This is a genomic window from Streptomyces sp. NPDC051105 (assembly GCF_040682795.1).
Lineage (GTDB): Bacteria > Actinomycetota > Actinomycetes > Streptomycetales > Streptomycetaceae > Streptomyces.
Window position 1 is genome coordinate 36376 of record NZ_JBFBBR010000001.1, and the last position, 23304, is coordinate 59679.

22 protein-coding genes and 1 pseudogene are annotated in these 23304 nt (G+C 73.1%); 9 read left to right on the plus strand and 14 right to left on the minus strand.

The window, feature by feature from the left end:
- Positions 1 to 130 precede the first annotated feature (130 nt).
- On the plus strand, positions 131 to 1357 hold the full coding sequence (locus AB0N16_RS00160) for an alpha/beta fold hydrolase (RefSeq protein WP_365791411.1): 1227 nt from the start codon (positions 131 to 133) through the stop codon (positions 1355 to 1357).
- 10 nt (positions 1358 to 1367) lie between these two features.
- On the opposite strand, the gene AB0N16_RS00165 is transcribed toward AB0N16_RS00160, so the two are convergent.
- Positions 1368 to 2486 carry a glycerate kinase gene (locus AB0N16_RS00165; protein WP_365792729.1) on the minus strand — a complete coding sequence of 373 codons (1119 nt, stop codon included), beginning with the start codon at positions 2484 to 2486 and terminating at the stop codon, positions 1368 to 1370.
- Positions 2487 to 2660: 174 nt separating this feature from the next.
- On the opposite strand from AB0N16_RS00165, the gene AB0N16_RS00170 reads away from it, so the two are divergent.
- From AB0N16_RS00170 to AB0N16_RS00180, 3 genes are all read left to right on the plus strand, one after another.
- Complete coding sequence (locus AB0N16_RS00170; protein ID WP_365791413.1) at positions 2661 to 3755, plus strand: ADP-ribosylglycohydrolase family protein; 1095 nt, start codon at positions 2661 to 2663, stop codon at positions 3753 to 3755.
- Complete coding sequence (locus tag AB0N16_RS00175) at positions 3752 to 4246, plus strand: NUDIX hydrolase (RefSeq protein ID WP_365791415.1); 495 nt, start codon at positions 3752 to 3754, stop codon at positions 4244 to 4246. Before AB0N16_RS00170 ends, AB0N16_RS00175 begins: the two co-directional genes overlap by 4 nt.
- Before the next feature lie 294 nt (positions 4247 to 4540).
- Complete coding sequence (locus AB0N16_RS00180; protein WP_365791417.1) at positions 4541 to 5275, plus strand: Sir2 family NAD-dependent protein deacetylase; 735 nt, start codon at positions 4541 to 4543, stop codon at positions 5273 to 5275.
- 3 nt (positions 5276 to 5278) lie between these two features.
- On the opposite strand, the gene AB0N16_RS00185 is transcribed toward AB0N16_RS00180, so the two are convergent.
- The 6 genes from AB0N16_RS00185 to AB0N16_RS00210 form a co-directional block, all read right to left on the minus strand.
- Positions 5279 to 5788 carry a hypothetical protein gene (locus tag AB0N16_RS00185; RefSeq protein ID WP_365791419.1) on the minus strand — a complete coding sequence of 170 codons (510 nt, stop codon included), beginning with the start codon at positions 5786 to 5788 and terminating at the stop codon, positions 5279 to 5281.
- Positions 5785 to 6489, minus strand: a complete 705-nt coding sequence (locus tag AB0N16_RS00190; RefSeq protein ID WP_365791421.1) for a pentapeptide repeat-containing protein — start codon at positions 6487 to 6489, stop codon at positions 5785 to 5787. Before AB0N16_RS00190 ends, AB0N16_RS00185 begins: the two co-directional genes overlap by 4 nt.
- Before the next feature lie 55 nt (positions 6490 to 6544).
- Positions 6545 to 7027 carry a methylated-DNA--[protein]-cysteine S-methyltransferase gene (locus AB0N16_RS00195; protein WP_365791423.1) on the minus strand — a complete coding sequence of 161 codons (483 nt, stop codon included), beginning with the start codon at positions 7025 to 7027 and terminating at the stop codon, positions 6545 to 6547.
- A 10-nt stretch (positions 7028 to 7037) separates the two neighbouring features.
- Complete coding sequence (locus tag AB0N16_RS00200) at positions 7038 to 8516, minus strand: AlkA N-terminal domain-containing protein (protein WP_365791425.1); 1479 nt, start codon at positions 8514 to 8516, stop codon at positions 7038 to 7040.
- Between the two features lie 185 nt (positions 8517 to 8701).
- Positions 8702 to 10168, minus strand: a complete 1467-nt coding sequence (locus tag AB0N16_RS00205; RefSeq protein WP_365791427.1) for a HAMP domain-containing sensor histidine kinase — start codon at positions 10166 to 10168, stop codon at positions 8702 to 8704.
- A complete protein-coding gene (locus tag AB0N16_RS00210; RefSeq protein ID WP_365791428.1) occupies positions 10165 to 10899 on the minus strand; it encodes a response regulator transcription factor in 735 nt (244 codons plus the stop codon). Before AB0N16_RS00210 ends, AB0N16_RS00205 begins: the two co-directional genes overlap by 4 nt.
- 128 nt (positions 10900 to 11027) lie before the next feature.
- On the opposite strand from AB0N16_RS00210, the gene AB0N16_RS00215 reads away from it, so the two are divergent.
- Complete coding sequence (locus tag AB0N16_RS00215; RefSeq protein WP_365791430.1) at positions 11028 to 12242, plus strand: DUF3500 domain-containing protein; 1215 nt, start codon at positions 11028 to 11030, stop codon at positions 12240 to 12242.
- 3 nt (positions 12243 to 12245) lie between these two features.
- Positions 12246 to 13589, plus strand: a complete 1344-nt coding sequence (locus AB0N16_RS00220; protein WP_365791432.1) for a HupE/UreJ family protein — start codon at positions 12246 to 12248, stop codon at positions 13587 to 13589.
- A 106-nt stretch (positions 13590 to 13695) separates the two neighbouring features.
- On the opposite strand, the gene AB0N16_RS00225 is transcribed toward AB0N16_RS00220, so the two are convergent.
- Positions 13696 to 14592 carry an SDR family oxidoreductase gene (locus tag AB0N16_RS00225; protein ID WP_365791434.1) on the minus strand — a complete coding sequence of 299 codons (897 nt, stop codon included), beginning with the start codon at positions 14590 to 14592 and terminating at the stop codon, positions 13696 to 13698.
- Positions 14593 to 14737: 145 nt separating this feature from the next.
- On the opposite strand from AB0N16_RS00225, the gene AB0N16_RS00230 reads away from it, so the two are divergent.
- Together AB0N16_RS00230 and AB0N16_RS00235 are read left to right on the plus strand one after the other, a co-directional pair.
- Positions 14738 to 15655: a LysR substrate-binding domain-containing protein gene (locus AB0N16_RS00230; RefSeq protein ID WP_365791436.1), complete on the plus strand. Its 918-nt coding sequence runs from the start codon at positions 14738 to 14740 to the stop codon at positions 15653 to 15655.
- Between the two features lie 32 nt (positions 15656 to 15687).
- Positions 15688 to 16587, plus strand: a complete 900-nt coding sequence (locus AB0N16_RS00235) for a LacI family DNA-binding transcriptional regulator (protein WP_365791437.1) — start codon at positions 15688 to 15690, stop codon at positions 16585 to 16587.
- A 10-nt stretch (positions 16588 to 16597) separates the two neighbouring features.
- On the opposite strand, the gene AB0N16_RS00240 is transcribed toward AB0N16_RS00235, so the two are convergent.
- From AB0N16_RS00240 to AB0N16_RS00255, 4 genes are all read right to left on the minus strand, one after another.
- Entirely contained in the window at positions 16598 to 17107 is a 510-nt protein-coding gene (locus AB0N16_RS00240; protein ID WP_365791438.1) for an O-acetyl-ADP-ribose deacetylase, read from the minus strand.
- Positions 17104 to 18513 (minus strand): NAD(P)/FAD-dependent oxidoreductase, encoded by a 1410-nt coding sequence (locus AB0N16_RS00245; RefSeq protein WP_365791440.1) that lies wholly within the window; start codon positions 18511 to 18513, stop codon positions 17104 to 17106. The genes AB0N16_RS00240 and AB0N16_RS00245 overlap by 4 nt, the downstream gene beginning before the upstream one ends.
- An 85-nt stretch (positions 18514 to 18598) precedes the next feature.
- Positions 18599 to 19447 (minus strand): inositol monophosphatase family protein, encoded by an 849-nt coding sequence (locus AB0N16_RS00250; protein ID WP_365791442.1) that lies wholly within the window; start codon positions 19445 to 19447, stop codon positions 18599 to 18601.
- A 93-nt stretch (positions 19448 to 19540) separates the two neighbouring features.
- Positions 19541 to 21343, minus strand: coding sequence for a gamma-glutamyltransferase (locus AB0N16_RS00255; RefSeq protein WP_365791444.1), 1803 nt, complete (start codon positions 21341 to 21343; stop codon positions 19541 to 19543).
- A gap of 375 nt (positions 21344 to 21718) precedes the next feature.
- Between AB0N16_RS00255 and AB0N16_RS00260 the strand changes: the two are divergent.
- A pseudogene (locus AB0N16_RS00260) lies at positions 21719 to 21808 on the plus strand (F0F1 ATP synthase subunit delta); the annotation flags it as partial.
- Between the two features lie 37 nt (positions 21809 to 21845).
- On the opposite strand, the gene AB0N16_RS00265 reads toward AB0N16_RS00260, so the two are convergent.
- Positions 21846 to 22586 carry a YcnI family protein gene (locus AB0N16_RS00265; RefSeq protein ID WP_365791446.1) on the minus strand — a complete coding sequence of 247 codons (741 nt, stop codon included), beginning with the start codon at positions 22584 to 22586 and terminating at the stop codon, positions 21846 to 21848.
- Positions 22535 to 23239, minus strand: a complete 705-nt coding sequence (locus AB0N16_RS00270) for a hypothetical protein (protein ID WP_365791448.1) — start codon at positions 23237 to 23239, stop codon at positions 22535 to 22537. Before AB0N16_RS00270 ends, AB0N16_RS00265 begins: the two co-directional genes overlap by 52 nt.
- Between the last annotated feature and the right edge of the window lie 65 nt (positions 23240 to 23304).

The window sequence follows — 23304 nt, forward strand, 5'->3', positions numbered from 1 at the left end:
CCACCCCTGGCCGGGGCCGAGTTGCGCAGGACGAGACAGGGGAGGACGGTGGAATTGGGTTGAACTTTACGGGGATTTGTCCCCATTCGGGGATGGGGATCGCTCCCCTCCTACGGATCGGAGGACAGCCATGGCCGCATTCACGCAGAAGGACTACTCGGTCACGCACGTCTCGAGGCTTCCGGCGAACGAGGGCGACACCGTGAAGCTCTTCGTCCGCGAGTACGACGGCACCCAGGGCAACCAGCCCCGCGAACCGGTGCTGATGCTCCACGGCAGGAGCGTGCCGGTCCTCGCCGGGTACGACCTGACGGTCCCCGGGTCCGCCATCGACTACAACTGGGCACAGGACCTGGCCAAGCACCACTTCGACGTCTTCATGATGGACCTGCAGGGCAATGGACGGTCGCCACGTCCGAAGATGGACGAGCCCCGCAACGCCAGCCCGGCGCAGCGCGCCGTCCTGTCGCCCAATCCCCTCTCGCCCCCGTACACCGGGCCGCCGCTGTACCCGCACCAGCTGAGCAACACCGACAGCGAATGTGCGGAGCTCGCCACCGTGGTCGACTTCATCAGGTCGCTGCCCGGCAGGAACAAGCCGATGGACTTCATCGGCTGGTCCGCCGCGGCGCCGTCCATGGGGCCGTACACCCTCCAGCACCCCGAGATGGTCAAGAGCCTGTTCCTGCTCGCCCCGATCTTCCCGCCTGCGGGGCGGTGGTCGGGCGACCTCGCGGACCCCTTCGCCCTTCCGGCGGGCACCTCGCTGCCGGTCTCCGACCCGCCCACGCTGTACGGCTTCCCCATGTTCGTCAGCGACAGGAAAGGCTTCGTGGACGCCTGGACCCGCGAGCAGGGCAACCCACCCCAGCGGGAGCCCGGCATGGAGGACGCGGCGTGGGCCGCCATGATGGCGAACGACCCCGTCGGCAGCACATGGGGCCGGGAGCTGTCACCCGGCGTGTACGAGGGCATCCACCGGTTCCGGAACCTCTACTCCTGGGGCTGGACCAAGGAGACGGTGCCCTACCAGGACGCGTTGGGCAACTACGTCCTCGGTGACCGGGTTCCGGTCGCCATCGTCTACGGAGAACTGGACAAGACGGCCAACACCCAGCCGAACGTCCCGGTTCCCCCACCCCTGCGCTTCTCCGTGCCGGCCCTCTACAAGGCCATCGGAGGGCCCGAGAAGCTGATGTTCCAGCTGGAGGGTGCGGGACACTCCGTAGTCTGGGAGCGCCCCGCCGAGATCGTGCACGACATCGCGTTCCAGTGGCTCCACAACAAGCACAAGGTGTGGGGCCTGACGAGCGGCAGCTACTACCGCGACTCGACGGGCGCCCTGACGCCGGTCTAGTAGGCCGCCGTCAGCAGCAAAAGTCCCGCGCGATCTGCTCGGCGACCCGCTCCAGGATCGGTCCGGCGTCCGCGATGCACTTCACCACGTCCGGTTCCACCTCAGTGAGCGGGTAGGCACGGCGGATGCCGGCCCGGCCGAGCGCCTGCGGCGGCAGGGCGAGGCGGCCGCACACCGCCACCACCTCCTTGTCGGCGGCGCGCGCCGCGGCCGCCACGCCGGCCGGCGCCTTCCCGTGCAGGGTCTGCTCGTCCAGCGACCCCTCACCCGTGATCACCAGCGAGGCCCGCTCCAGCGCGGGCGCGAAACCCAGGACGTCGAGCATGACCTCGATACCGGGCCGGAAGCGGGCGCCGAGCAGCAGGGCGCCGTATCCGATGCCCCCGGCGGCCCCCGCGCCCGGCGCGGCCGCGTACTCGACGGCGCGCGGGCCGGCCTCGGCCTCCAGGACCTTCGTGAAGTGGCTCAGCGCCTCGTCCAGGGCCGCCACGTCGTCCGGCGAGGCCCCTTTCTGCGGCCCGTACACGGCGGGCGCGCCCTTCGGGCCGGTGAGCGGGTTGTCGACGTCGCTGGCGAGGACCAGGTCGATGCCGGACAGGCGCGGGTCCAGCCCGGACAGGTCCACGCGGGCCAGGTCGGCGAGGCCGCCGCCGCCCGGCGGAACCGGTTCGCCGTCCTCGTCCAGGAACCGCGCCCCGAGCGCCGACAGCATCCCGGCGCCACCGTCGGTCGTGGCGCTCCCCCCGACACCGAAGACGATCGTGCGCGCACCCGCGTCCAGCGCGGCCCGCAGCAGCTCTCCGGAACCGTACGTGGAGGCCGTCAGGGGCGCGAAGACCCCGCGGGGCAGCCGCTGCAGGCCGCTCGCCTCGGCCATCTCGACGACCGCGGTGTCGCCGCGCAGCGCGAACGCGGCGGTGACCTCCTGCCCCAGCGGGCCGGCGACCTCCCGCTCGTGCCGTTCGAATCCGGCCGCGACGGCCGCCGCCACCGTGCCGTCCCCGCCGTCCGCGACGGGCAGCGCCTCGACGTCGAGGCCGGGCACGACCCGCTTGAGTCCCGCCGTGACCCGCTCGGCGACCTCTACGGCCGTCAGCGAGCCCTTGAACTTGTCCGCGGCGATGAGCACGCGCTGTGTCACCTGTATCCCCTTGCTCTCCGGGCCTCGCGCACGTCAAGGCCAGTCGCGCCGCTGTGACCTTAACCGGAGGACACCCTCGCCGTCATGCCGCGCCCGAACCCTGGGAAAGGGTCGGCAACCGCCTGGGAAGGCAAGGCGGCGGAAAACGGGTAGACCACAGCCATGAGCAGTCCGGGGCAAGGATTCTCCGACCGAGTGCTCGGCGGCTGGCTCGGCCGGATCGCGGGCAACATGCTCGGCAAACCGGTCGAGAGGGGCGACCTGTGGACCCAGGAGCGCATCGACGGCTATCTGCGGCGGGCCGCCGCCCTGCCACTCACCGACTACCTCCCCGAGCCCGCCGACGAGCGCGACGCCCTCGCCCTGCGGCCCGAGTGGCGCCAGTGCGTGCGCGGGCGGATCCACGGCAGCTGCCGCGACGACGACGTCGACTACGCGATCCTCGGTCTGCACCTTCTGGAGACCCACGGCTTCGGCTTCAGCACCGAGCAGGTCGGCGCGCTGTGGCTGCAGCGGCTGCCGTACCTCCAGACGTTCACGGCGGAGCGGGCCGCCTACCGCAACCTCGTCAACGGGCTGAAACCGCCGCTCACCGCCACCTACGACAACCCCTACCAGGAGTGGATCGGCGCCCTGATCCGCGCCGACGTCTTCGGCTGGACCTCCCCCGCCGCCCCGCGCCGGGCCGCCGCCCTGGCCCGCCGCGACGCCGTGCTCTCCCATTCGGGGAACGGGGTGTACGGCGCGATGTGGGCCGCCGCGCTGATCTCGGCGGCGTTCACCGCGCCGACGGTACGACAGGCGGTCGACACCGCGCTCACCGTCATACCGGCGAGCTGCCGCCTGGCGCGGACCGTGCGCCGGGTCGTCTCCCTGTACGAGACCCGGCTGAGCTGGGAGGACACCCTCGCCACCGTCTCCGGCGAGACATCCGGCCTCGGCTGGATCCACACCGTCCCGAACGTGGCCGTGCTCACCGCCGGGCTGCTCTACGGCGACGGCGACTTCACCCGGACCATCGCCCTCACCGTGCGCGGCGGCCTGGACACCGACTCCAACGGGGCGACGGCGGGTTCGGTGGCCGGGGTGATGACCGGCGCGACGGCCGTCCCGGACCAGTGGCAGGCCCCCCTTGAGGACACGGTTCGCAGCGCCGTCTTCGGCTTCGACGGGGCCCGCATCAGCGACCTGGCGGAGCGCACCGTGCGTCTCGCCCGGACGAGCACGGAGTCCGCACTCGCTACGCTTCCCGTGTGACCACGACTGACGCCTACGCCGCGTACATCGCGAGCCTCCCCCGGATCCTCGCCGGGGCCGCCGCGCTCTTCCGGGACACCGAGGGACGGGTGCTGCTCGTCGAGCCCAACTACCGGGAGGGCTGGGCGCTGCCGGGCGGGACCGTCGAGTCCGACGACGGGGAGACCCCGCGGCAGGGCGCCCGCCGGGAGACCCTGGAGGAGATCGGCCTGGACCGCGAGCTGGGCCGGCTGCTCGCGGTGGACTGGGTGCACGGCACGGGCCGACCGCCGATCGTCGCCTATCTGTACGACGGCGGCGTCCTCTCCGACGCCGACCTCAAGGCGATCCGGCTCCAGGAGGAAGAGCTGCTGTCCTGGCGGCTGGTCCCCCGCGCCGAGCTGACCGCCCACCTGCCGGGCGCACTGGGCCGCCGCGTCCTGACCGCACTGGACGTCCTGACCGAGGGCACGGGCGCCGCCGAGCTGGAGAACGGCGACCGGGTGGGCTGACCGGCCCCCCGATGTCCGCTCGCCGCCCACACCGGGCCCGCCTCACCCTCGAACACATGCCCAAGCCCCTCGCCGCCCTCCTCAGCGGCGCCGGTATCCCGACCGGCAGGGGCCTCCGTCGGCTTCCTCGTCGTGCGGTGACCCGGGCGGTGAGCGCACCTGGTACCGAAGGACCGAGCCTCGGTCTGAGACCGGCGCGGCGTCACGGGAATCGGTCGGAGCGGTGCACCGGGGACACCACCGCACCCGGATATCCGTTCGCCTCCGTCAGCGCAGGCGTCCTAGTCTCGGCCCATGAACAAGCCTCTCGTCGCCCTCCTGAGTGGCGCAGGCATCTCCACCGATTCCGGGATTCCTGATTATCGCGGGCCCAACGGTCTGTGGCGCCGGGATCCCGAGGCCGAGAAGCTCGTGACCTACGACTACTACATGGGCGACCCGGAGATCCGGCGCCGGTCCTGGCAGATGCGTCGCAAGAACCGCGCGCTCCAGGCCGAGCCGAACGCCGCGCACCGGGCGGTGGCCGACCTGGAACGGTCCGGCGTGCCGATCAGGGTCATCACTCAGAACGTGGACGGGCTGCACCAGCTCGCCGGGATGCCCGCCCGCAAGGTGCTCGAACTGCACGGCTCGGCGCGCAGTGTGGTGTGCACCAAGTGCCACGCGCGGGGGCCGATGGTGGACGCGATCGCCCGCGTCGAGGCCGGCGAGGACGACCCTCCGTGCCTGGATTGCGGGGGCATCCTCAAGTCGGCGACCGTGATGTTCGGCGAGCGCCTCGACCCGGTCGTCCTCGGCGAGGCCCTCGCCATCAGCAAGGCCTGCACGGTGTTCATCGCCGTCGGCAGCAGCCTCCAGGTACAGCCCGCCGCCGGCCTCGCCGGTGTCGCCGCCGACCACGGCGCCCGGCTCATCATCGTCAACGCCGAGCCGACACCGTACGACGACCGGGCCGACGAGATCGTCCGGGAACCGATCGGGACGGCACTGCCCGCGCTGCTGCGGCGGCTCGGGGAGGCAGGCTCGTAACGGTCACCCCTGGCCGGCGGACGTACGGCGGTCGCGGTGCTCGCGGACGGCGGTCAGCCAGTGATCAGCCGTGGCGCCGGGGTCGGTCAGTGCCGTGCCCTGCACATGGGTGCCCCAGAGGTCGGGGTGGAACACTCCGTCCTCCACCTCGGCCTCGGGTGCGACCAGGACCGGGACGCGCAGGGCCACGGCCATGCCCGCCTCCAGTTGCAGCCAGGGAGACGTCCACCAATCGGCCGACCGGGCTTCCTCCTTGGTGTCCGGTCGCCAGACGGCGGACCGCGCGTCGAGCTGCCTGAAGCCGAGGAGGAGCGCGCCGTCGCTGTGGGAGAACAGTCCGGTCAGCAGACGCCAGGGATCCGCGCCGTAACTGTCCCGGGTCACGCGGACGACCTCGCACGACCGGTGCTCCAGCCAGGCCACCCAGCGTTCCAGATCGGGCTGCTGTTGCGGGGTGAGGATGGATGGCGCCCCCAGGAAGACGCGCGGGCGGTCGGTGACGCTGATGTTCATACGGGTTCTTCGCTGACTACTCTGCCGTTCGAGTCCAATAGACCCATTATGTCCGCCGGTACGTCGACGGCCCCGGAGAACTGCGCGCCGCCGAGCCGTGCCCGGGAGAAGTTCGCGCCTGTCAGACGCGCTCGTCTGAAGTCCGCGCCGGTCAGGACGGCGTCGGCCAGCACGGCGTCCACCAGCGTGGCCCGGTAGAAGACCGCCCCGCTGGCGACGGCCCCTTTCAACGACGCGCCCGTGAGGTCGGCCTCGAAGAGGTCGGCGTGGGTGAGGTCGACCTTCTTCCTATCCCCCTCCTTGCGGCCCAGGTAGGCCCGCGTCAGGTTGCAGCCCTGCAGATCGGCCCGGGCGAGACTGGGCGCGTACCACAGACCGTCGGCGAGCACCTTCTGGATGTTGCCCGTCTCGGACTCTCTGAGCAGTCCGGTGATCACGGCTACCGCCTCGTTGGCGTAGGGCGTGCGGCCGGCGCCCTGTTCCGAGTTGGTGTCGAAGAACCGGCGCATCAGGATTGCCGCGGCCATCTGCTGGGTCGAGTTGTCCGACGCCAGGGCCTCCATGACGTCCCTGAACGCCGTGCCGACCGCTGCCGACCGATCGCGTTTGCGCTGGAAGTTGACGACTCCGAGCACACTGACGCCGACGGTGGCGAAGGTACCGACGATTCCGGTCCAGACCTGCACGTCGCTGGCCGCCATCTCACCCCTGTGGTCGAAGGCCCGTTCCGTGCGTGACCCTACCCGGACTCGGAGTTCAGAAGAGGCCCGCGCCCCGTTCGAAGGCCAGCAGGCGCTGCTTGCGGGGCAGACCGCCGCCATAGCCGGTGAGGCCGCCGTTCGCGCCGATCACGCGGTGGCAGGGGACGATGATGCCGACGGGGTTCTTGCCGTTGGCCAGGCCGACCGCGCGGGAGGCCTGCGGATTGCCGAGGGCGTCGGCGAGTTCGCCGTAGGTGCGGGTCTGGCCGTACGGGATCCTGGTCAGCTGGTCCCAGACACTGCGCTGGAACGGGGTCCCGGCCAGGCGGAGTTCGACGGTGAACTCCTTCAACTCACCCGCGAAGTAGGCGGCGAGCTGTTCCTCGGCCTCGGCGAAGAGGTCGTCGTCGCGGGCGCCGAAGGTCTCCTCGGGCGGGCGGTGGCGCTGGGCCTCCATGTAGAGACCGCAGAGCGTGCCGTCCTCGGCGACCAGGGTGAGGGGGCCGTAGGGGCTGTCGGTGACGGTGTGGTTCTTCACGGAAAGGTCCTTACACGGGAAGGAAGTTGATCGGGTGACTGTCGGTCGCCCACAGGTACTGCACCGCGTAGGCCCGCCAGGGGCGCCAGGCTGCCGCGCGGCCGGTGAGGGCGGCCGGAGTGCCGGGCAGGCCCAGTTCCTGGGCGGCGCGGCGGATTCCGAGGTCGGTGGGGAGGAAGGCGTCGGGGTCGCCGAGGGCGCGCATGGCGATGACGTCGACGGTCCAGGGGCCGAAGCCGGGGAGTTCGAGGAGCTTGGCGCGGGCCTCCGCCCAGTCGCTCTCCACGCCCAGCTGGAGGGTGCCGTCGACGAGTCGGCCGACCAGGGTGGTGAAGGTGGTACGGCGGGTGCGGGGCATCGCCAGGGACTCGGGGGGCAGTTCGGCCAGCGCCTCGGGGGTCGGGAAGAGGTGGGTGAGGCCGCCCTCCGGGTCGTCCACGGGGGTGCCGTGGGCGGTCACCAGGCGGGCCGCGTGGGTGCGGGCGGCGGCCGTGGAAACCTGCTGGCCCAGCACGGCCCGGACCGCGAACTCCGCCTCGTCGACCGTACGGGGCACCCGGCGGCCGGGCGCTTTGTCCACCAGCGGAGCCAGGACGGGGTCGGTGCGCAGCAGGTCGTCGACCGCGACCGGGTCGGCGTCCAGGTCGAGCAGCCGCCGGCAGCGGCTGATGGCGACGGGGAGGTCCCGCAGATCGCTGAGGGTGAGTCGGCAGGCGATGTGGTCGGGCTTAGGGGCGAGGGCCACGATGCCATGGCCGTACGGCAGCCGCAGGGTCCGCCGGTAGGAGCCGTCCCGCCACTCCTCGACGCCGGGGACGGCGGTGGCCGCGAGGTGGCCGAAGAGGTTGTCGGGGTTGAGGGGGGCGCGGAAGGGCAGCCGGAGGGTGAGCACGCCCGGGGCGAGATGCGCCGAGCGCGGGCGGCGGTTGCGCAGCTCGCTCGGGGAGAGCGCGAAGACCTCGCGGACGGTGTCGTTGAAGGTGCGGATCGAGGCGAAGCCGGCCGCGAAGGCGATCTCCGCCATCGGCAGGGCGGTCGTCTCGATCAGCAGGCGTGCCGTCTGGGCGCGCTGGGCCCGGGCGAGGGCCAGCGGGCCGGCGCCGAGCTCGGCGAGAAGCTGGCGTTCGACCTGCCGGGGGCTGTAGCCGAGGCGGACGGCGAGGCCGGGCACGCCCTCGCGGTCCACGACCCCGTCGGCGATCAGCCGCATGGCGCGGGCGACCAGGTCGGCGCGCTGGTTCCACTCCGGGGAGCCGGGGCTGGTGTCCGGGCGGCAGCGCTTGCAGGCCCGGAAGCCGGCCTGCTGGCAGGCGGCCGCGCTCGGGTAGAACGTCATGTTCTCGGGCTTGGGCGGAACCACCGGGCAGCTGGGCCGGCAGTAGATGCGGGTGGTCAGGACGGCCGTGAAGAACCAGCCGTCGAACCGTGCGTCCTTCGACTGCACGGCTCGTACACAGTGCTCTCGGTCGAGGTTCGTCCCTTTCTGCATGGGTCCAGCATCGGTCACCGGGCGGGGCCGAGGCTGGCGGAAATCCGACACGTAGGTGAGCGGGCCTGTGGCTCCGTGACCGCCGGTGCGACGGCATTCCCCGTTCGCGAAGTACGCGAAGTAAGCGAAGTAGGCGAGGTACGCGAAGTACGCGAAGTACGCGAAGGCGCGACCGTGGGCCGGGCTCACTCCGTCCCGTCCCGCTCGGCACCCCGCACCGACCGCACCCGCTCCGCCGCCACGAGGAAGCCGACCATCGCCCCGCCCCCGGCTCGCCGGGTCGCGGACACCGTTCCCCCGTGAACTCGCGCCACCTCCCGCACGATGGCCAGGCCGAGCCCCGAACCGGGCAGTCCCCGGGCCGTGTCGGCGCGGTAGAAGCGGTCGAAGACACGGGGAAGGTCGGCGGTGTCGATGCCGGGCCCCCGGTCGGAGACGATGACCGCGCCCGCCCGGATCCGCACCTCGATCGGCTCCCGGCCGTCGGGATCGAACTTGGCGGCGTTCTCCAGGAGGTTCCCGATGGCCCGCTCGAGGGCGTACCGCAGGCCCTGGACCACCGAGCCGTCGGAGTCGATGCGCACCAACCGTCCGGTACGGCGGTACACGCGCCGTGCCCCGCGCCCGGCCAGCTCGGCCAGGTCCACGGGCCCGTCCGGCTCGTCCCGGCTCCCGGCGAGGGCCAGTTGGACGAGTTCGTCGACGAGGAGTCCGAGTTCGCGGGTCTCGCCCTCGACGTCGTCGAGGACCCGGGCGTGGGCGTCCGGGGCGAGTTCGGCCGCCCTGCGCAGCACGGTGGCGTTGGTGAGCAGGCTGGTGAGAGGGGTGCGGAGCTCGTGGGCGGCGTCCTGGACGAGCCGTTCCTGCGCCTCCCGTGCGGCGGTGAGCCGGGCGAGCATGCGGCTGAACGACATCGACAGCCGGCCCACTTCGTCCCGACCGCCGGCTCCGGCGATCCCCCCTCCCGGGCCGGCAGCGTCGGCTTCCGCCGGGAAACCCGTGCCGTCGAGGCCGGCCAGGCTCTCCGCGCTGACCTGCTCGGCGGTCCGGGCCAGCTGTTCCAGCCGCCGGGCGATGCGCCGGGCGAGCAGCCGGCCCGCGCCGGCCGCGAGGAGGGTGACGGCGAGGGACGCGCCGGCCATCTCCCGGGCCATGCCGCCGAGCACGTAGTGCGTCTGGTCGATCCGCACCGCGACCTGGAGGGCGCCGCGGCCGCCGCCCAGGGCGGTGGTCAGCTCTCGGTAGGTGTGGCCGCCCACGGCGGACTCGGCGGTGTCGGTCCGGCCGGGCGCGCCGGAGGCGGCGAGGCCGCGTACGGCGCCGGACACCGGAAGCTCGACGGGCGGTCCCGCGAGGTGGCTGGGCGTGCCGTCCGGGGCCACGGACCGCACCACGAGCTGCCGTTCCTTCTCGTCGCCGGGGCCCGGCAGGTCCGGCCCGGGGTAGAGCGCGGGGCCCCGGGACATCGCGTCGACGACGGCGAGTGCCCCGGCCCGGTCCCGCACCACGGCCACCGTGGTGGATTTCAGGGTGCGGTCGGTCTCCGCGAGGACGCGGTCGGAGGCCGCACGGTAGCTGAGCAGCCCGACCAGGGCGGCCACCACGGCGCCGACCGCGGCGAAGGAGAGGGCGAGGCGTGCGCGCAGGCTCATGGGCGGCGCACCGCGTAGCCCACCCCGCGCACGGTGTGGATCAGCTCGGGCGCCCCGGCGCCGGCGAGCTTGCGCCGCAGGTAGCCGACGTAACCGGCGAGGTTCCTGGCGTCGACTCCGGCGCTCTCTCCCCAGACCCGGTGGTAGAGGGTGGCGTGATCGAGGACCAGGCCCTCATTGCGTACCAGCAGTTCCAGCAGGTCGAACTCGGTTCTGGACAGGGCCAGTTCGCACTGCCCCCACCAGGCCCGGCGTTCGGTGGGGGCGATCCGCAGGGCGGCGACCCGTAACGCGGAGGGGATGGGCACGGGGTCCGGTAGCGGCGATCTCCTGAGCAACGCGCGTAAACGTGCGAGCAGTTCGGGTACCTCGAACGGCTTGCACAGGTAGTCGTCGGCCCCGGCGTCCAGGCCGGCCACCCGCTCCCGGGTGCCCGCTCTGGCGGTGAGCAGGAGAAGCGGGGTGCGGTCGTCGTCCGCGCGCAGCACGCGGCACACGGCGACACCGTCGACGTGCGGGATCATCACGTCGACGATCAGCGCGCTGAAGACGTCCTGGCGGGTGCGGACCAGGGCCTGTACCCCGTCGGCCGCGGTGACGACGTCGTACCCCTCCAACTCCAGGGCCCGCGCCAGGGATTCACGCACCGCGCGATCGTCGTCGACGACCAGGACCCGGTCCGCGGGGCGGGCGACTCCAGTCGATCCAGGCGTGGTTCGCAATCCGTTCACAGGAATCCTCCGGGGCTCTCACTCAACGCGGAACTCATTTCTTACCCGACTCCCGATCCCCTCCCGCAACCCTCTGAGACCGGACGCCCACCATGAGTGCCGTTGCCCCCCACACACCTGGGAGTCCCATGAACTCCGTCAGACTCGTGCGTCCCGCCGTGGCCGTCACCGCCTGCCTGAGCCTCGGTGTCACCGGCTGCGCCGCGCTCAACTCGGCTTCGTCCGGTGCGGAGTTGACCGCCGTAAAGGCGATCCCGGCTTCCGCGAGGCACTTCGGCGCCGGTGGCGCCAACACCGCGCAGGTGGTGAAGGCCGCCAACGCCTTCCTGGCGACCCTCTCCGACGAGCAGCGCGAGGCCGCGCTCTACAGCTTCGACGACCCGGTCAAGAAGACCGGCTGGTCCAACTTCCCGATTCCGGTCGTACAGCGCAACGGCCTCAAGTTGGGCGACCTCACCGACGAGCAGCAGGCGGCGGCCCTCAAGGTGATGAGGGCCGCGCTCAGCAAGCAGGGGTACCGGGAACTCGTCGACATCCGCGCGTCCGACGACTATCTCGCCTCACTCCCGAACACCGGCCCCGGCGGTGGCGGTGGCGGTGGCGGTCCCACAGGTACGCCCACGGGTACGCCCACGGGTACGCCCACCGGCACACCCACGGGCGGTCCGACGGGTCGTCCCACCGGTGGGCCCGGCGGTGGCGGCGGCGCGAGCTTCGGCTCGGACTGGTACTACATCTCCTTCTTCGGAAAGCCCAGCACCAAGGGCGAGTTCATGGTCCAGTACGGCGGCCACCACGCGGCATACAACATCACGTACGCCGGCCGGAACGTGACGATGTCCCCGACGCTGACCGGCGTCGAGCCGATGGAGTTCGACCAGGACGGTGTGCACTACGCCCCGCTCGCGGACAAGCGAGCCGCGAGCATCGCCGCCGTCCAGTCGCTCACCGCCGACCAGTTGACCGCCGCCGAGCTCGACGGCAGCTTCGACGACCTGTATCTCGGCCCGGGTCACGACGGCCCCTTCCCCACGCCCCAGGGCGTACGGGTCAGCGACCTGTCCAGGAAGCAGCAGCACGCGGTGACGAAGATGCTCGCCACCTGGGTGGACGACCTCAACGAGAAGGCGGCCCGCCGACTGCTGGCCAAGTACGTCTCCGAGTACGACGAGACGTACCTCGGCTGGAGCGGGGGCACCACCCTCGACAACAACCAGACCTATGTGCGCATCGACGGTCCGTCGGCCTGGGTCGAGTTCTCCAACCAGCCGGGCGCGTCCACCTCGGGAGTCCACCAGCACACGATCTTCCGGGACGAGACCGCCGACTACGGCTGGGAGTGACGCGTGCGCCGACTGCTGCTCGCGCTGCTGGTCGCCGCCGTGGCGCTGGTCGCCGGTCCCGTGGCGGCGGCCGACGCCCACCCCATGGCGACCTCGGCCGTCCTTCTGGACGTCCACGACGACCGGGTCACCGGCGAGATCGAACTACCCCTCGACCGGCTCTCGGTGGCCGTACACCGCGATCTCACCGCGGCCGCCGTCCTCGGGACCGACCGGGCGTTCCTGCACCGGTACGCCGCCCGGCACATCGGCGCCACTGGTGACGACGGGAGGGCCTGGACGGTCGCACTCGGCAGCGGGACGGTCCGCACGATCGACGGAATCCGCCACCTCGTCTACCCCCTGACGATCCGCCCGCCGGACGCCCGTGTCACCGGCTTCCGGCTGCGCTACGACGTCATCGTCGAGGAACTCCTCACCCACCAGGTCATCGCCACGGTCGGCTACGACCTGAAGCAGGGCGTCGGCACGTCCGCCGACGCCCGCACCCTGGGCGTCTTCGACTGGGACACCAAGTCCCTGGAGGTGCCCTCGGGCCGGTGGTCCTGGCTGCGCGGCTTCCTGAGCGCCGCCGGGCTGGGCATCAAGCACGTCGGTGAGGGCGCCGACCACCTGCTGTTCCTGCTGATGCTGCTCATCCCGGCCCCCCTGCTGGCCGCCGGGGGCAGCTGGCGCACGGCGGCCCCTTCGGCGCGGCGCAGTGCGGTGCGGATCGTGCACGTGGTGTCGGCGTTCGCGGTGGGTCACTCACTCACGCTGGCGCTGGCCGCCACCGGGGTCGTCCATGTGCCGTCCCGGCCGGTCGAGACGCTCATCGCCCTGTCGATAGCGGTGTCCGCGCTGCATGCCGTACGACCCCTGGTGGCGCGCGGCGAGGTGCTGATCGCGAGCGGCTTCGGGCTGGTGCACGGGCTGGCGTTCGCCTCCCTCATCGGCGAGCTGGGGCTCGACCGGGGTTCGCTGGTCACCACGCTGCTCGGCTTCAACCTGGGCATCGAGCTGACCCAGCTGCTGGTCGTCGCGCTGCTGATGCCGTCGCTGCTGGTGCTGGCCCGCACCACCGTCTATCCGGCGTTCCGGATCGGGATCGCCGGGGTCGGCCTGGTGTTCTCGGGGTCCTGGATGCTGGAACGGGCGACACTGATCCCGGCCGACCCGTTCGAGAACCTCCAGACCTGGCTGGTCGGCCATCCCCTGCTGGTCGCCGGCGTGGTCGCGGCGCTGGCGGGGGTGTCGTGGGGCTTGGCTCCACGGCCACCGGAGGCCGCAGGGGCGGTTCGCAGAGCCAGGGCCGCCAGGACGTCCGATACGGCCGGCACCGCCGGGACTGCCGGGACAGCGAGCTGACCCCGAGGGCACCGAGGGCCGGGGTCCCCCGGGGGCGCCGGTTGGCCACTGGGGCGCCGGTTGGCCACCGGGGCGCCGGCGTCCCCGGGCAGGGCGGGTGCGGGGCTCAGCCGCCGAAGTAGTGGTCCTGGTCGAGGTCGGCCAGCAGTTCCGGCCGGTCGGGCCGCCAGTCGTAGCGCTCCCGGGTCGCGGTGCTCGACGTCGGGTTGTCGTTGCCGGCGAAGCGGATCATCCACCCGAAGTGGGCGGCCGCCTCCTCCGGCGGGAGGGACACGACCGGCAGACCGAGGCGGCGGCCGATGACCGCCGTGATGTCGCGGAGTGGTACGCCCTCCTCGGCGGCCGCGTGCAGCACCGCACCGGCCGGAGCGCTTTCCAGGGCCTTGCGGAAGAGGACGGCCGCGTCCAGGCGGTGCACGGCCGGCCAGCGGTTGGCGCCGTCGCCCGGGTAGCCGGCGACGCCCTTGTCCCGGGCGAGGTCGATCAGATGCGGGACGAACGCGTGGTCGCCCGCGCCGTGCACGGAGGCCGAGAGACGGATCGCGGAGACCCGTACGCCGCGGTCGGCCAGGGCGAGGGCGGCCCGCTCCGACTCGCCGCGGTGTGCGCCGGGCGCCGCGGGGTCGGGTCCGTCCGTCTCGGTGCCGAGGCGACCGGGGGTGAGCAGTCCGGTCACGGAGCTGATGACCAGGGGGCGGCCGGAGTCGGCGAGGGCGTCGCCGAAGGCCGCCAGGGCCGCGAGTTCGGTGCGCAGGGCACCCGGCAGGTCCGAGAAGTCGTGGTTGAAGCCCGTGTGGACCACGCCGTCCGCCGTCTGCGCCGCGACCCGCAGCCCGGCGACGTCGTCGAGGTCGCCGCGGTGCACCTCCGCTCCCACCTCCTTCAGGGCCGCCTCGGCCGCGTCCGAACGGGCGAGGCCGAGCACCTGGTGCCCGGCGCCGAGCAGTTCGCGCACGACCGCGCTGCCGATGAACCCGGTGGCGCCGGTGACGAACACACGCATGACGAATCACCTCACGGAGAGTGAATGTGCTGGGATGACTCCAGCCTGCGTCCGGCCCGGGGACCGGGTCCAAGACCCGTTCCGCACCCGGTGATGCCTGTCCGGTCATGACCGCAGCTCACGGCGGCGGGAGTAGAGTCGAGACGTGCCCGATTCCTTCGTACCGCAGGTGGACGTGGAGCTCCGTCTGGTGCGCTACTTCACCGTGGTCGCCGAGGAGTTGCACTTCGGCCGGGCGGCCGAGTCGCTGCACCTGGCCCAGCCGTCGCTGAGCCGGCAGATCCGGCGTCTGGAGCGGGAGCTGGGCGTCCGGCTGCTCGACCGCACCCCACGCGGCACCCGGCTCACCGAGGCCGGCGAGACCTTTCTGCCGCAGGCCAGGGAGTTGCTGCGCAGTGCCGCCCGGGCTGCCGCCAGCGCGCGCTCGGCCGCCGCGCACGGCCCGTTCACGGTCGGGTACACCACCCACCAGATCGTCACCCCGGCCGTACGCGAGCTGCGCCAGCGCCACCCGGAGGCCGACGTCCGCACGCTGCACGTGGACTGGAGCGAACCGCGCGCGGCGCTGCTCGACCACCGGGTCGACGTGGTGGTGACCCGGTTCCTGTTCACCGCCGACGACTTGGACATCACGGTCCTGTACGACGAGCCGCGCGTCCTGCTGGTCCCGCTCGGCCACCGGCTGGCGGGCAAGGAGTCGGTCACCCTCGCCGACTTCGCCGACGAGCCGCTCCCCCGCTTCACCGGCGCCGGCCGGATCGGCGCGAATCCCGCCGGTCACACCAACCTGGGCGCCCTGGTGGACACGCTGGAGGACAAGCTGGAGCTGGTCGCGAGCGGTGAGGTGGTGTCGCTGGCGCCGGCCGGCTTCCGGGGCAACCTGCGGCCGGACATCGTCGTCGTCCCGGTCGAGGACGCGGAACCCGTCCAGGTCGTCCTGGCCACCCGGGCCGGCGGTCGCCATCCCCTGCTCCCGGCGTTCCGGCGCGCGGCCGAGGCCCATCTGGTCCCCGCCGGCGCGGCCCGCACCGAACGCCCGCGCACGGGGATCGGGGTGGAGTGATGGGTGGGTCCGGGAGGGTCACGCTGAACGACGTGGCCGCCGCCAGCGGTGTCTCGCGCGCCACGGTCAGCTTCGTCCTGAACGACGACCCGCGCCAGTCCATCTCGGCCGCCACCCGCGACCGGGTACGGCAGGCGGCGCACGACCTCGGCTACGTCCCGCACGGGGTGGCCCGCGCGCTGCGCGAGGGCAGTTCCCGGGTGGTCGTCCTCGACCTGGACCGGGGTCTGGAGGGCAACTACTCGCGCAGCTACGTGCGCGGCCTGGACGCCGAACTCGCCGCCCACGGGCATGTCCTGCTGGTGCGGCACGGGCAGCACTCGGCGGAGGCGACCCGGCAGGTGCTCGACGCGATCACCCCGCGTGCCGTGATCCGGTTCGCCGAGCCGTATCTGACCGGTCACGATCTGGAGGACCGGGGCGGCGGCTGGAAGGACGGCCTCGCCGCGCACGCGGCCCTGCAGATCCGGCATCTGGCCGAGCACGGGCACACCCGGATCGCGCTGGCACTCCCCGAGGAGGACTCGCCCCTGGCCCGGGCCCGGCGTCGGTTCGCCGAGCACACCGTGCACAGCCTCGGCCTGCCACCCCTGGTCCCGGTCACGGTGCCGCGCCCGAGGCGGGCGGGCACCGGCGCGGTCGCCGGGCTGCGCGAGGCCCATCCGGACGTCACGGCGGTCGCCGCCTTCGACGACGACCTCGCCCTGCGCACCCTGACCGCCCTGCACGACCTGGGCCTTGCCGTCCCCGGCGACATGGCGGTGATCGGCTACGACGACACCGAGTACGGCGAGCTGAGCACCCCCGCCCTCACCACCGTGCACATCGACGCGGAGGCCCATGGCCGGCCGGCGGCGCGCACCGCGCCGGGGCTGGACTCGGCGGGGCTGGTGCCGGTGCCGGCGCGGACCATCGTCCGGGACTCGGTGTGAGCCCCCGCGCTCAGGCCAGCTGCGCGGCGAACGCCTCGTAGGCCCGATCGTCGAAGAGCACGAACCGGACCTCCTCGACGGCCGTGTCCGCCTCCCGGACCGTCGCCACGGCGATCCGGGCGCCGTCGTCCATCGGCCAGCCGTAGACGCCGGTGGAGATGGCGGGGAACGCGACCGTGCGGGCGCCGAGTTCGTCGGCGCGCTTGAGGGACTCGCGGTAGCAGGAGGCCAGCAGCTCGGAGCGGTCCTCGGACCTGGAGTGGACGGGACCGACGGTGTGGACGACCCAGCGGGCGTCGAGTTCGCCGGCCGTGGTGGCGACCGCCTGGCCGGTGGGCAGGCCCTTGCCGAGGTGACCGGCGCGCAGCTCGCGGCACTCCTCCAGGATCTTGGGGCCACCCCGCCGGTGGATGGCGCCGTCGACGCCACCACCGCCGAGCAGGGACGAGTTGGCCGCGTTGACGATCGCGTCGACGGTCTGCCGGGTGATGTCCCCCTGGACGAGCGTGATGCGGGTCATGACTGTCTCAGCCTCCTCCACACGGCCTTGGCCGCGTTGTGCCCCGACATGCCGTGTACCCCTGGGCCGGGAGGGGTGGCCGACGAACAGATGAAGACGGCCGGATGCGGGGTGCCGTACGGGGACAGGGAGAGCTTGGGGCGCAGCAGGATCTGCAGGCCGGAGACGGCGCCGGTGCCGATGTCGCCGCCGACGTAGTTGGCGTTGCGGGCGGCGAGTTCGGCGGGTCCGGCGGTGGCGCGGGCCAGCACGCGGTCGCGGAACCCCGGGGCGAAGCGCTCCAGTTGACGTTCCATCACGTCGGTGAGGTCGCCGGTCCAGCCGCTGGGCACATGGGCGTACGCCCAGAAGACCTGCTTGCCCTCGGGGGCGCGGGAGGGGTCCACGACCCCGGGCTGCACGGTGATCATGAACGGCCGGTCAGGGGCGCGGCCCTCGCGGGAGGCGGCGCGCAGGGCGGTGCCGATCTCCGCGCTGTCCGCACCGATCTGCACGGTCCCGGCCCGGCGGGCCTCCGGCGCCGTCCACGGAACCGGCCCGTCCAGCGCGTAGTCGATCTTGAAGACGCCCGGGCCGTACCGGTAGTCCTGGTAGTAGTTGCCGAGGCCGGCGATACGGGCGAGCGCGGTCGGCGAGGTGTCGAAGATGTACGACCTCGCGGGCGGCAGGTCGTCGAGGCGCTTGACCTCGTAGTCGGTGTGGATCGCGCCGCCGAGGTCCTTGAGATAGGCGGCGAGGGCGTCGGAGATGGCCTGGGAGCCGCCTCGGGCCACCGGCCAGCCGCGGGCGTGCGCGGCGAGCGCGAAGACCAGGCCTACGGCGCCGGTCGCGAAGCCGCCGAGCGGGGCCATGACATGGGCGACGAGACCGGCGAAGAGCGTTCTGGCCCGCTCGTCGCGGAAGCGGCGCAGCAGCAGGGTGGCGGGCGGCAGCCCCACCAGGCCGAAACGGGCGAGAGTGACCGGGTCGCGCGGGAGCGCGGTCAGTGGCAGGGACATGAAGTCCCGGGCCAGGGTGTCCCACTTGGGCAGGAACGGCTCGACCAGCCTGCGGTACGTGCCCGCGTCGCGCGGGCCGAAGGAGGCCGCCGTCTCGGCGACGGAGCGGGCCAGTACGGCGGCCCGGCCGTCGGGGAAGGGGTGGGCCATCGGCAGCTCGGGGTGCAGCCACTCCAGGCCGTAGCGCTCCAGGGGCAGGGCGCGGAACGCGGGCGAGTTGACGCCGAGCGGGTGCGCCGCGGAGCACGGGTCGTGCCGGAAGCCGGGCAGCGTGAGCTCCTCGGTGCGGGCGCCGCCGCCCACGGTGTCGCGCGCCTCGAAGACGGCCACGGAGAAGCCGCGCCGGGCCAGCTCCACGGCGCCCGTCAGGCCGTTCGGCCCCGCCCCCACCACGACCGCATCGAGCATCGACGGCACCTTCGCACCCCTTCGTCAGCCGATTGGCCACTCGGGTTCAGGATATGCCGGAGGACTGACACCGCCCTCGTCCGGGTTACCAGTGCGGGTTCTGCAGCAGGTCCACCACGCGGTGGGCGGTGGCCGTGTCGCGGGCGGCGGCGAACGGCAGGGTGTTGCCGCCCGTGATCCGGAACGGCTCGCCGGCGAGAGTGAGGTGGGCGCCGCCCGCCTCCTCGACCAGCAGCAGCCCGGCCGCGTGGTCCCAGGCGGCCTCCCAACTGAACGCGACTCCGTCCAACTCGCCCCGGGCGACGGCGAGATACTCCAGACCCGCCGAGCCGCAGGCGCGCGGGGCGACGCCGTCGGTCCACAGAGGGAACAGAGCGCGCTTCTGCGCGTCGGTCGTGTAGTCGGGGTGGGAGGTGGCGATGCGGAGGTCCCGGGCCGCCGCGGGGGCACCGGAGAACAGCCGCTCGCCGTCGAGGAAGGCACCCTTCCCCCGTACCGCCGTGGCGAGTTGGTCACGGGCCGGGGCGTAGGTCCAGGAGGCGAGCAGGACGCCCCGGTGCGCGAGCGCCACCAGCGTGCAGAAGCCGTCCTCGCCGCGCACGAACTGGCGGGTGCCGTCGACCGGGTCGACGATCCACACCGGCGCGTCGCCCTGGAGTGCGTCGTAGGTCTCCGGGTCGGCGTGCACCGCCTCCTCGCCGACCACCACGGAGCCGGGCAGCAGCGGCCCGAGTGCCGCGGTGAGATACCGCTCGGCGAGCCGGTCGGCGTCCGTCACCAGGTCGTGCGGCCCGCTCTTCTGGTCGACCTCGTGGTCGGCGAGCCGGCGCCAGCGGGGCAGGATCTCGGTCCGGGCGGCCTTGCGGATGGCGTCCTCGACGTCACCGGCGTGCTGCAGGAGAAACTCGTCGATGGTCTCCGTTGCTTCGATCATGCCTCCATGAGAGCACGCGTCCCTGACAATCCCCACCGGTTTGATGTACGGCACATGGAATACGGACGAACAGCCGGTGCCGCCGGTGCGGGGTCAGCGTCCCACGGCGTATCCCTGCATCCCGCGCGGATTCGCCCCCGCCGACAGCACCCCGGTCCGCGGGTCCCGGGCCACCGCGCACAGCCGCCCCTCCGACCAGCCCGGCCCGACCGTCACGTCATGGCCGCGCCGCCGTAGCCCGGCCACCACCCCGGGGTCCGTCCGCGACTCGACGGTCACGCTTCCGGGACGGCGCCCGCGCGGGTAGAAGGAGCTGGGGAAACTGTCGTTGTGCCAGTTCGGGGCGTCGATCGCGCCCTGGAGGTCGAGCCCGCCGCGCACCTGGCCGCGCAGCGCGACGGCGAGGAAGAAGTGCAGCTGCCACTGGTCCTGCTGGTCGCCGCCGGGCGTACCGAAGGCCAGCACCGGGACGCCGTCGCGCAGGGCGATCGACGGGGTGAGCGTGGTGCGGGGGCGGCGGCCGGGGGTGAGGGAGTTCGGCAGGCCCTCCTCCAGCCAGGCCATCTGGAGCCGGGTACCCAGCGGGAAGCCCAGCTCGGGGACGACGGGGTTGGACTGGAGCCAGCCGCCGCTGGGGGTGGCCGCGATCATGTTGCCCCAGCGGTCGACGACGTCCAGGTGGCAGGTGTCGCCCCGGGTGGTGCCGTCGGCGGCGACCTGTGCGACCGTCGGCTCGCCCGCGCCCAACGGGTCGAAGGCGGTGCTCGACGCGGCCTCCACGCGCGCGTACCCGGGCAGCCGGGGCACGCGTCCGCCGGGGCTGCCGGGCCGCAGCTCCTCGGAGGCCCTGGCGCCGACCAGGCCGCGCCGCTCGGCGTTGTACGCGTCGGAGAGCAGTTCGGCCAGCGGTACCTCGGCCGCGTCCCCGTACCAGGCCTCGCGGTCGGCCATGGCGAGCTTGCAGCCCTCGATGAGGAGGTGCAGGTAGTCGGCGGAGCCGTACCCGGGCAGCTCGGACGGCCGGGGCGGCAGCAGGGCGAGCTGCTGGAGGAGGGCGGGCCCCTGGCTCCAGGGGCCCGCCTTGCACACGGTCCAGCCGTTCCAGTCGTACGACACCGGGGTCTCGTAGCTCGCGGACCAGCCGGCCAGGTCGCGGGCGGTGAGGGTGCCGGTGTGCCGCTCGCCGCTGGTGTCCATGGTGGGGCGGGCGGCCTGCCGGACCAGGGCCTCGGCGACGAAGCCGGTGCGCCACACCTCGCGGGCCGCGTCGATCCGCGCCTCCCGGTCCCCGGCGCCGGCGGTCTCGGCGAGCAGCCGCTTCCAGGTGGCGGCCAGGGCGGGGTTGCGGAACAACTCGCCCGGCCGGGGCTCACGGCCGCCGGGCAGGTACAGCTCCGCCGACGAGGTCCACTCGGTCTCGAACAGTTCCCGTACGCTCGCCACCGTCGCGCCGACGCCCTCCACGGGCGGGTGCCCGTGCTCGGCGTACCCGATGGCGTACGCCAGGATCTCCGCCAACGGCTTGGTGCCGTGGTCGCGCAGCAGGAGCAGCCAGGCGTCGAAGGCGCCGGGCACGGCCGCGGCCAGCGGGCCGGTGCCGGGGACCAGGTCCAGGCCGAGCCCCCGGTAGTGGGCGACCGTGGCGCCGGCCGGGGCCACGCCCTGCCCGCACAGCACACGCACCTCGCCACCGGCCGGGGCGAGCAGGATCGGCACCTCGCCGGCGGGACCGTTGAGGTGCGGCTCGACCACGTGCAGGACGAAGGCGCCCGCGACGGCCGCGTCGTAGGCGTTGCCGCCGTTCTCCAGGACCGCCATCGCCGACTGGGAGGCCAGCCAGTGCGTGGAGGACACCATGCCGAAGGTGCCCTGGAGGGTGGGTCGGGTGGTGAACATGGGGGCTCTCACCTCGCTGCTACGCACGTCGGCCGGTCGGATCTACCCTCTGGACCCTACCGATCGCCCTGAGCTTCCTTCTTCCGGCCGCCACCGTCCGCCCGCGGTCACGGCCTTGAGCGCGTCCAGTGCCTCCCGCATCAGCACCCGACAGTTCGCGTTCCTCGTCCGCCGCGGTCCAGCGAGGGAAGCCGACCCCGAAGAGGGCGACCCCCGCCTCGGCGGCCACGCCCACGTACATCCAGTACGAGGGCTCGCACCCGGCACGCCGAGAGCACGCCCCGGACGCCGCTCCTTGAAGGGGCGAATGTTGCTTGCCTCGGCACTAGTGGGTGACGGGCGCCGCATGGGTGCCGGCCGCGTCGACGGGGCGGGCTGCTCGACCGCGAGGGTGGCCTGCGCCGGGTCCTCACCGACCCGGCGCAGTCCGGCGAGGCCAAAGCCGAGCTGGCCCGGCGCCTGTTGCCCTGCCGGCGGGAACCCCCGCCGGCAGGGCGGACGCTCACTCCCCCCGGGACCCGGCGCCCGACCGGCCGCGCACGACGGCGTAGCCCCCCGCGGCCAGTCCCAGCACGCCCACGATCAATCCGGCGCTGCCGAGGCTCCGGGCCGTCGAGTCACTGCCGGCCGTGGTCGAGGTGGAGGTGTCGGCGCTCTTCGGGGACGCGGCCGAGGCCGCCGTGGCACTGTCGTCGCCGCCCTTCGCGGTGAGCTTCAGGACCGGCGCCGGGTTCTCCGGCTCCTCGCCGCCGCTCCCGGCCTCCTCGATCCAGCGCACGACCTTGCCGTCGGAGTACGTCTGCAGGGTCTTGAAGGTCAGGCCGCCGGTGTCCTCGGGCAGCTGGCCGAAGGCGACGTCGAAGTCCTCGAACTGCCCGGCCCCGATCTTCCCGCCGGTCCAGGTGATCTCGGAGGCGGCCTCGGTGATGGTCCCGTCGTCGGTCTTCACCGGTGTCTTGAGCTTGGTCGTGGTCACCTTGGCGGTCCAGCCGTCCCGCGGGGAGACCAGGACGCCGAGAACCGGATGGTCGGTGGGCAGGAAGACCTGCACCTTCGTGGTGGAGGCCGCGTCCTCCTCGTTGGGCACGCGGAAGGTCAGCACACCGTCCGTGGCCCCCTTGGCGTAGCTCTCGGGATGGACGGTGACATGCGCGGCGGCGACACCGGCGGCGACGAGGAGTCCGGCGGCGGTCAGGGCGGTGACGGCGCCGGCGCGGCGCAGGGTGGTGCGTGTCGTGGACATGGGTGAGTGATCTCCGTGCTGAGGAAGGGATGTCGGGGTCGGACGGCGTACGACATCCCCGTCGGCGGCCCGCGCCGGTGCACGGCGTACCGCAGCCGCGTCGGCCGTGTCCTGTCGGGGGCGGCCCGGACCATCGCCGGAACCGGCACCGGCTGTCCGCCCCACAGCCCGCCCTCCACCTGCCACCAGGCGACCAGCCCGGGCACGAAGACGACCGCCCGCCGCAGCAACGACCACAGCGCGGCCTCCCCGCGCCGCAGCCACCAGGTCAGCAGCAGGGCCGCTCCGATGTGAGCGGCGGTCGAGTGGGGGGTGAGCGCGTGGGCGTGGGCATGGGCGTAGGTATGGGCGTACGGCGCCATACGCATGCCGTGCATGCCGTGCGCGGCCATCCCGGCGTGCGGCCGTACCGCGTCGAACGCGAGGTGCAGTCCGCCCTGCGCGGCCAGCGTCCCGCCTCCGATGCCGGCCAGCGACCGCTCCCGGCCGCCCAGCAGACAGCCGGTCACGAAGACCGGTACACCGCCGGCGACCTGCGTCCACACCGGCGGCGCCCCACCCATGGCCAGTACATGCGCCCCGACGGCGAGCAGGACGCACAGCACGGCGAACACCGCCGCGCGCAGGCCCCGTACCGGGAGGGACACGCTCATGCGCGCCGATGCCGCCACGCGGTCCGAGGACCTCTCCCGCTGCGCTCGCATGTCACCACCGCCCG

What these genes read in the sequence shown, in the direction of transcription:
- AB0N16_RS00160 (WP_365791411.1), top strand. Translation starts at nt 131, where the DNA reads ATGGCCGCATTCACGCAGAAGGACTACTCGGTCACGCACGTCTCGAGG.
- AB0N16_RS00170 (WP_365791413.1), top strand. Translation starts at nt 2,661, where the DNA reads ATGAGCAGTCCGGGGCAAGGATTCTCCGACCGAGTGCTCGGCGGCTGG.
- AB0N16_RS00180 (WP_365791417.1), top strand. Translation starts at nt 4,541, where the DNA reads ATGAACAAGCCTCTCGTCGCCCTCCTGAGTGGCGCAGGCATCTCCACC.
- AB0N16_RS00185 (WP_365791419.1), bottom strand. Translation starts at nt 5,788, where the DNA reads ATGAACATCAGCGTCACCGACCGCCCGCGCGTCTTCCTGGGGGCGCCA.
- AB0N16_RS00190 (WP_365791421.1), bottom strand. Translation starts at nt 6,489, where the DNA reads ATGGCGGCCAGCGACGTGCAGGTCTGGACCGGAATCGTCGGTACCTTC.
- AB0N16_RS00200 (WP_365791425.1), bottom strand. Translation starts at nt 8,516, where the DNA reads ATGCAGAAAGGGACGAACCTCGACCGAGAGCACTGTGTACGAGCCGTG.
- AB0N16_RS00205 (WP_365791427.1), bottom strand. Translation starts at nt 10,168, where the DNA reads ATGAGCCTGCGCGCACGCCTCGCCCTCTCCTTCGCCGCGGTCGGCGCC.
- AB0N16_RS00215 (WP_365791430.1), top strand. Translation starts at nt 11,028, where the DNA reads ATGAACTCCGTCAGACTCGTGCGTCCCGCCGTGGCCGTCACCGCCTGC.
- AB0N16_RS00225 (WP_365791434.1), bottom strand. Translation starts at nt 14,592, where the DNA reads ATGCGTGTGTTCGTCACCGGCGCCACCGGGTTCATCGGCAGCGCGGTC.
- AB0N16_RS00240 (WP_365791438.1), bottom strand. Translation starts at nt 17,107, where the DNA reads ATGACCCGCATCACGCTCGTCCAGGGGGACATCACCCGGCAGACCGTC.
- AB0N16_RS00245 (WP_365791440.1), bottom strand. Translation starts at nt 18,513, where the DNA reads ATGCTCGATGCGGTCGTGGTGGGGGCGGGGCCGAACGGCCTGACGGGC.
- AB0N16_RS00250 (WP_365791442.1), bottom strand. Translation starts at nt 19,447, where the DNA reads ATGATCGAAGCAACGGAGACCATCGACGAGTTTCTCCTGCAGCACGCC.
- AB0N16_RS00255 (WP_365791444.1), bottom strand. Translation starts at nt 21,343, where the DNA reads ATGTTCACCACCCGACCCACCCTCCAGGGCACCTTCGGCATGGTGTCC.
- AB0N16_RS00265 (WP_365791446.1), bottom strand. Translation starts at nt 22,586, where the DNA reads ATGTCCACGACACGCACCACCCTGCGCCGCGCCGGCGCCGTCACCGCC.
- AB0N16_RS00270 (WP_365791448.1), bottom strand. Translation starts at nt 23,239, where the DNA reads ATGAGCGTGTCCCTCCCGGTACGGGGCCTGCGCGCGGCGGTGTTCGCC.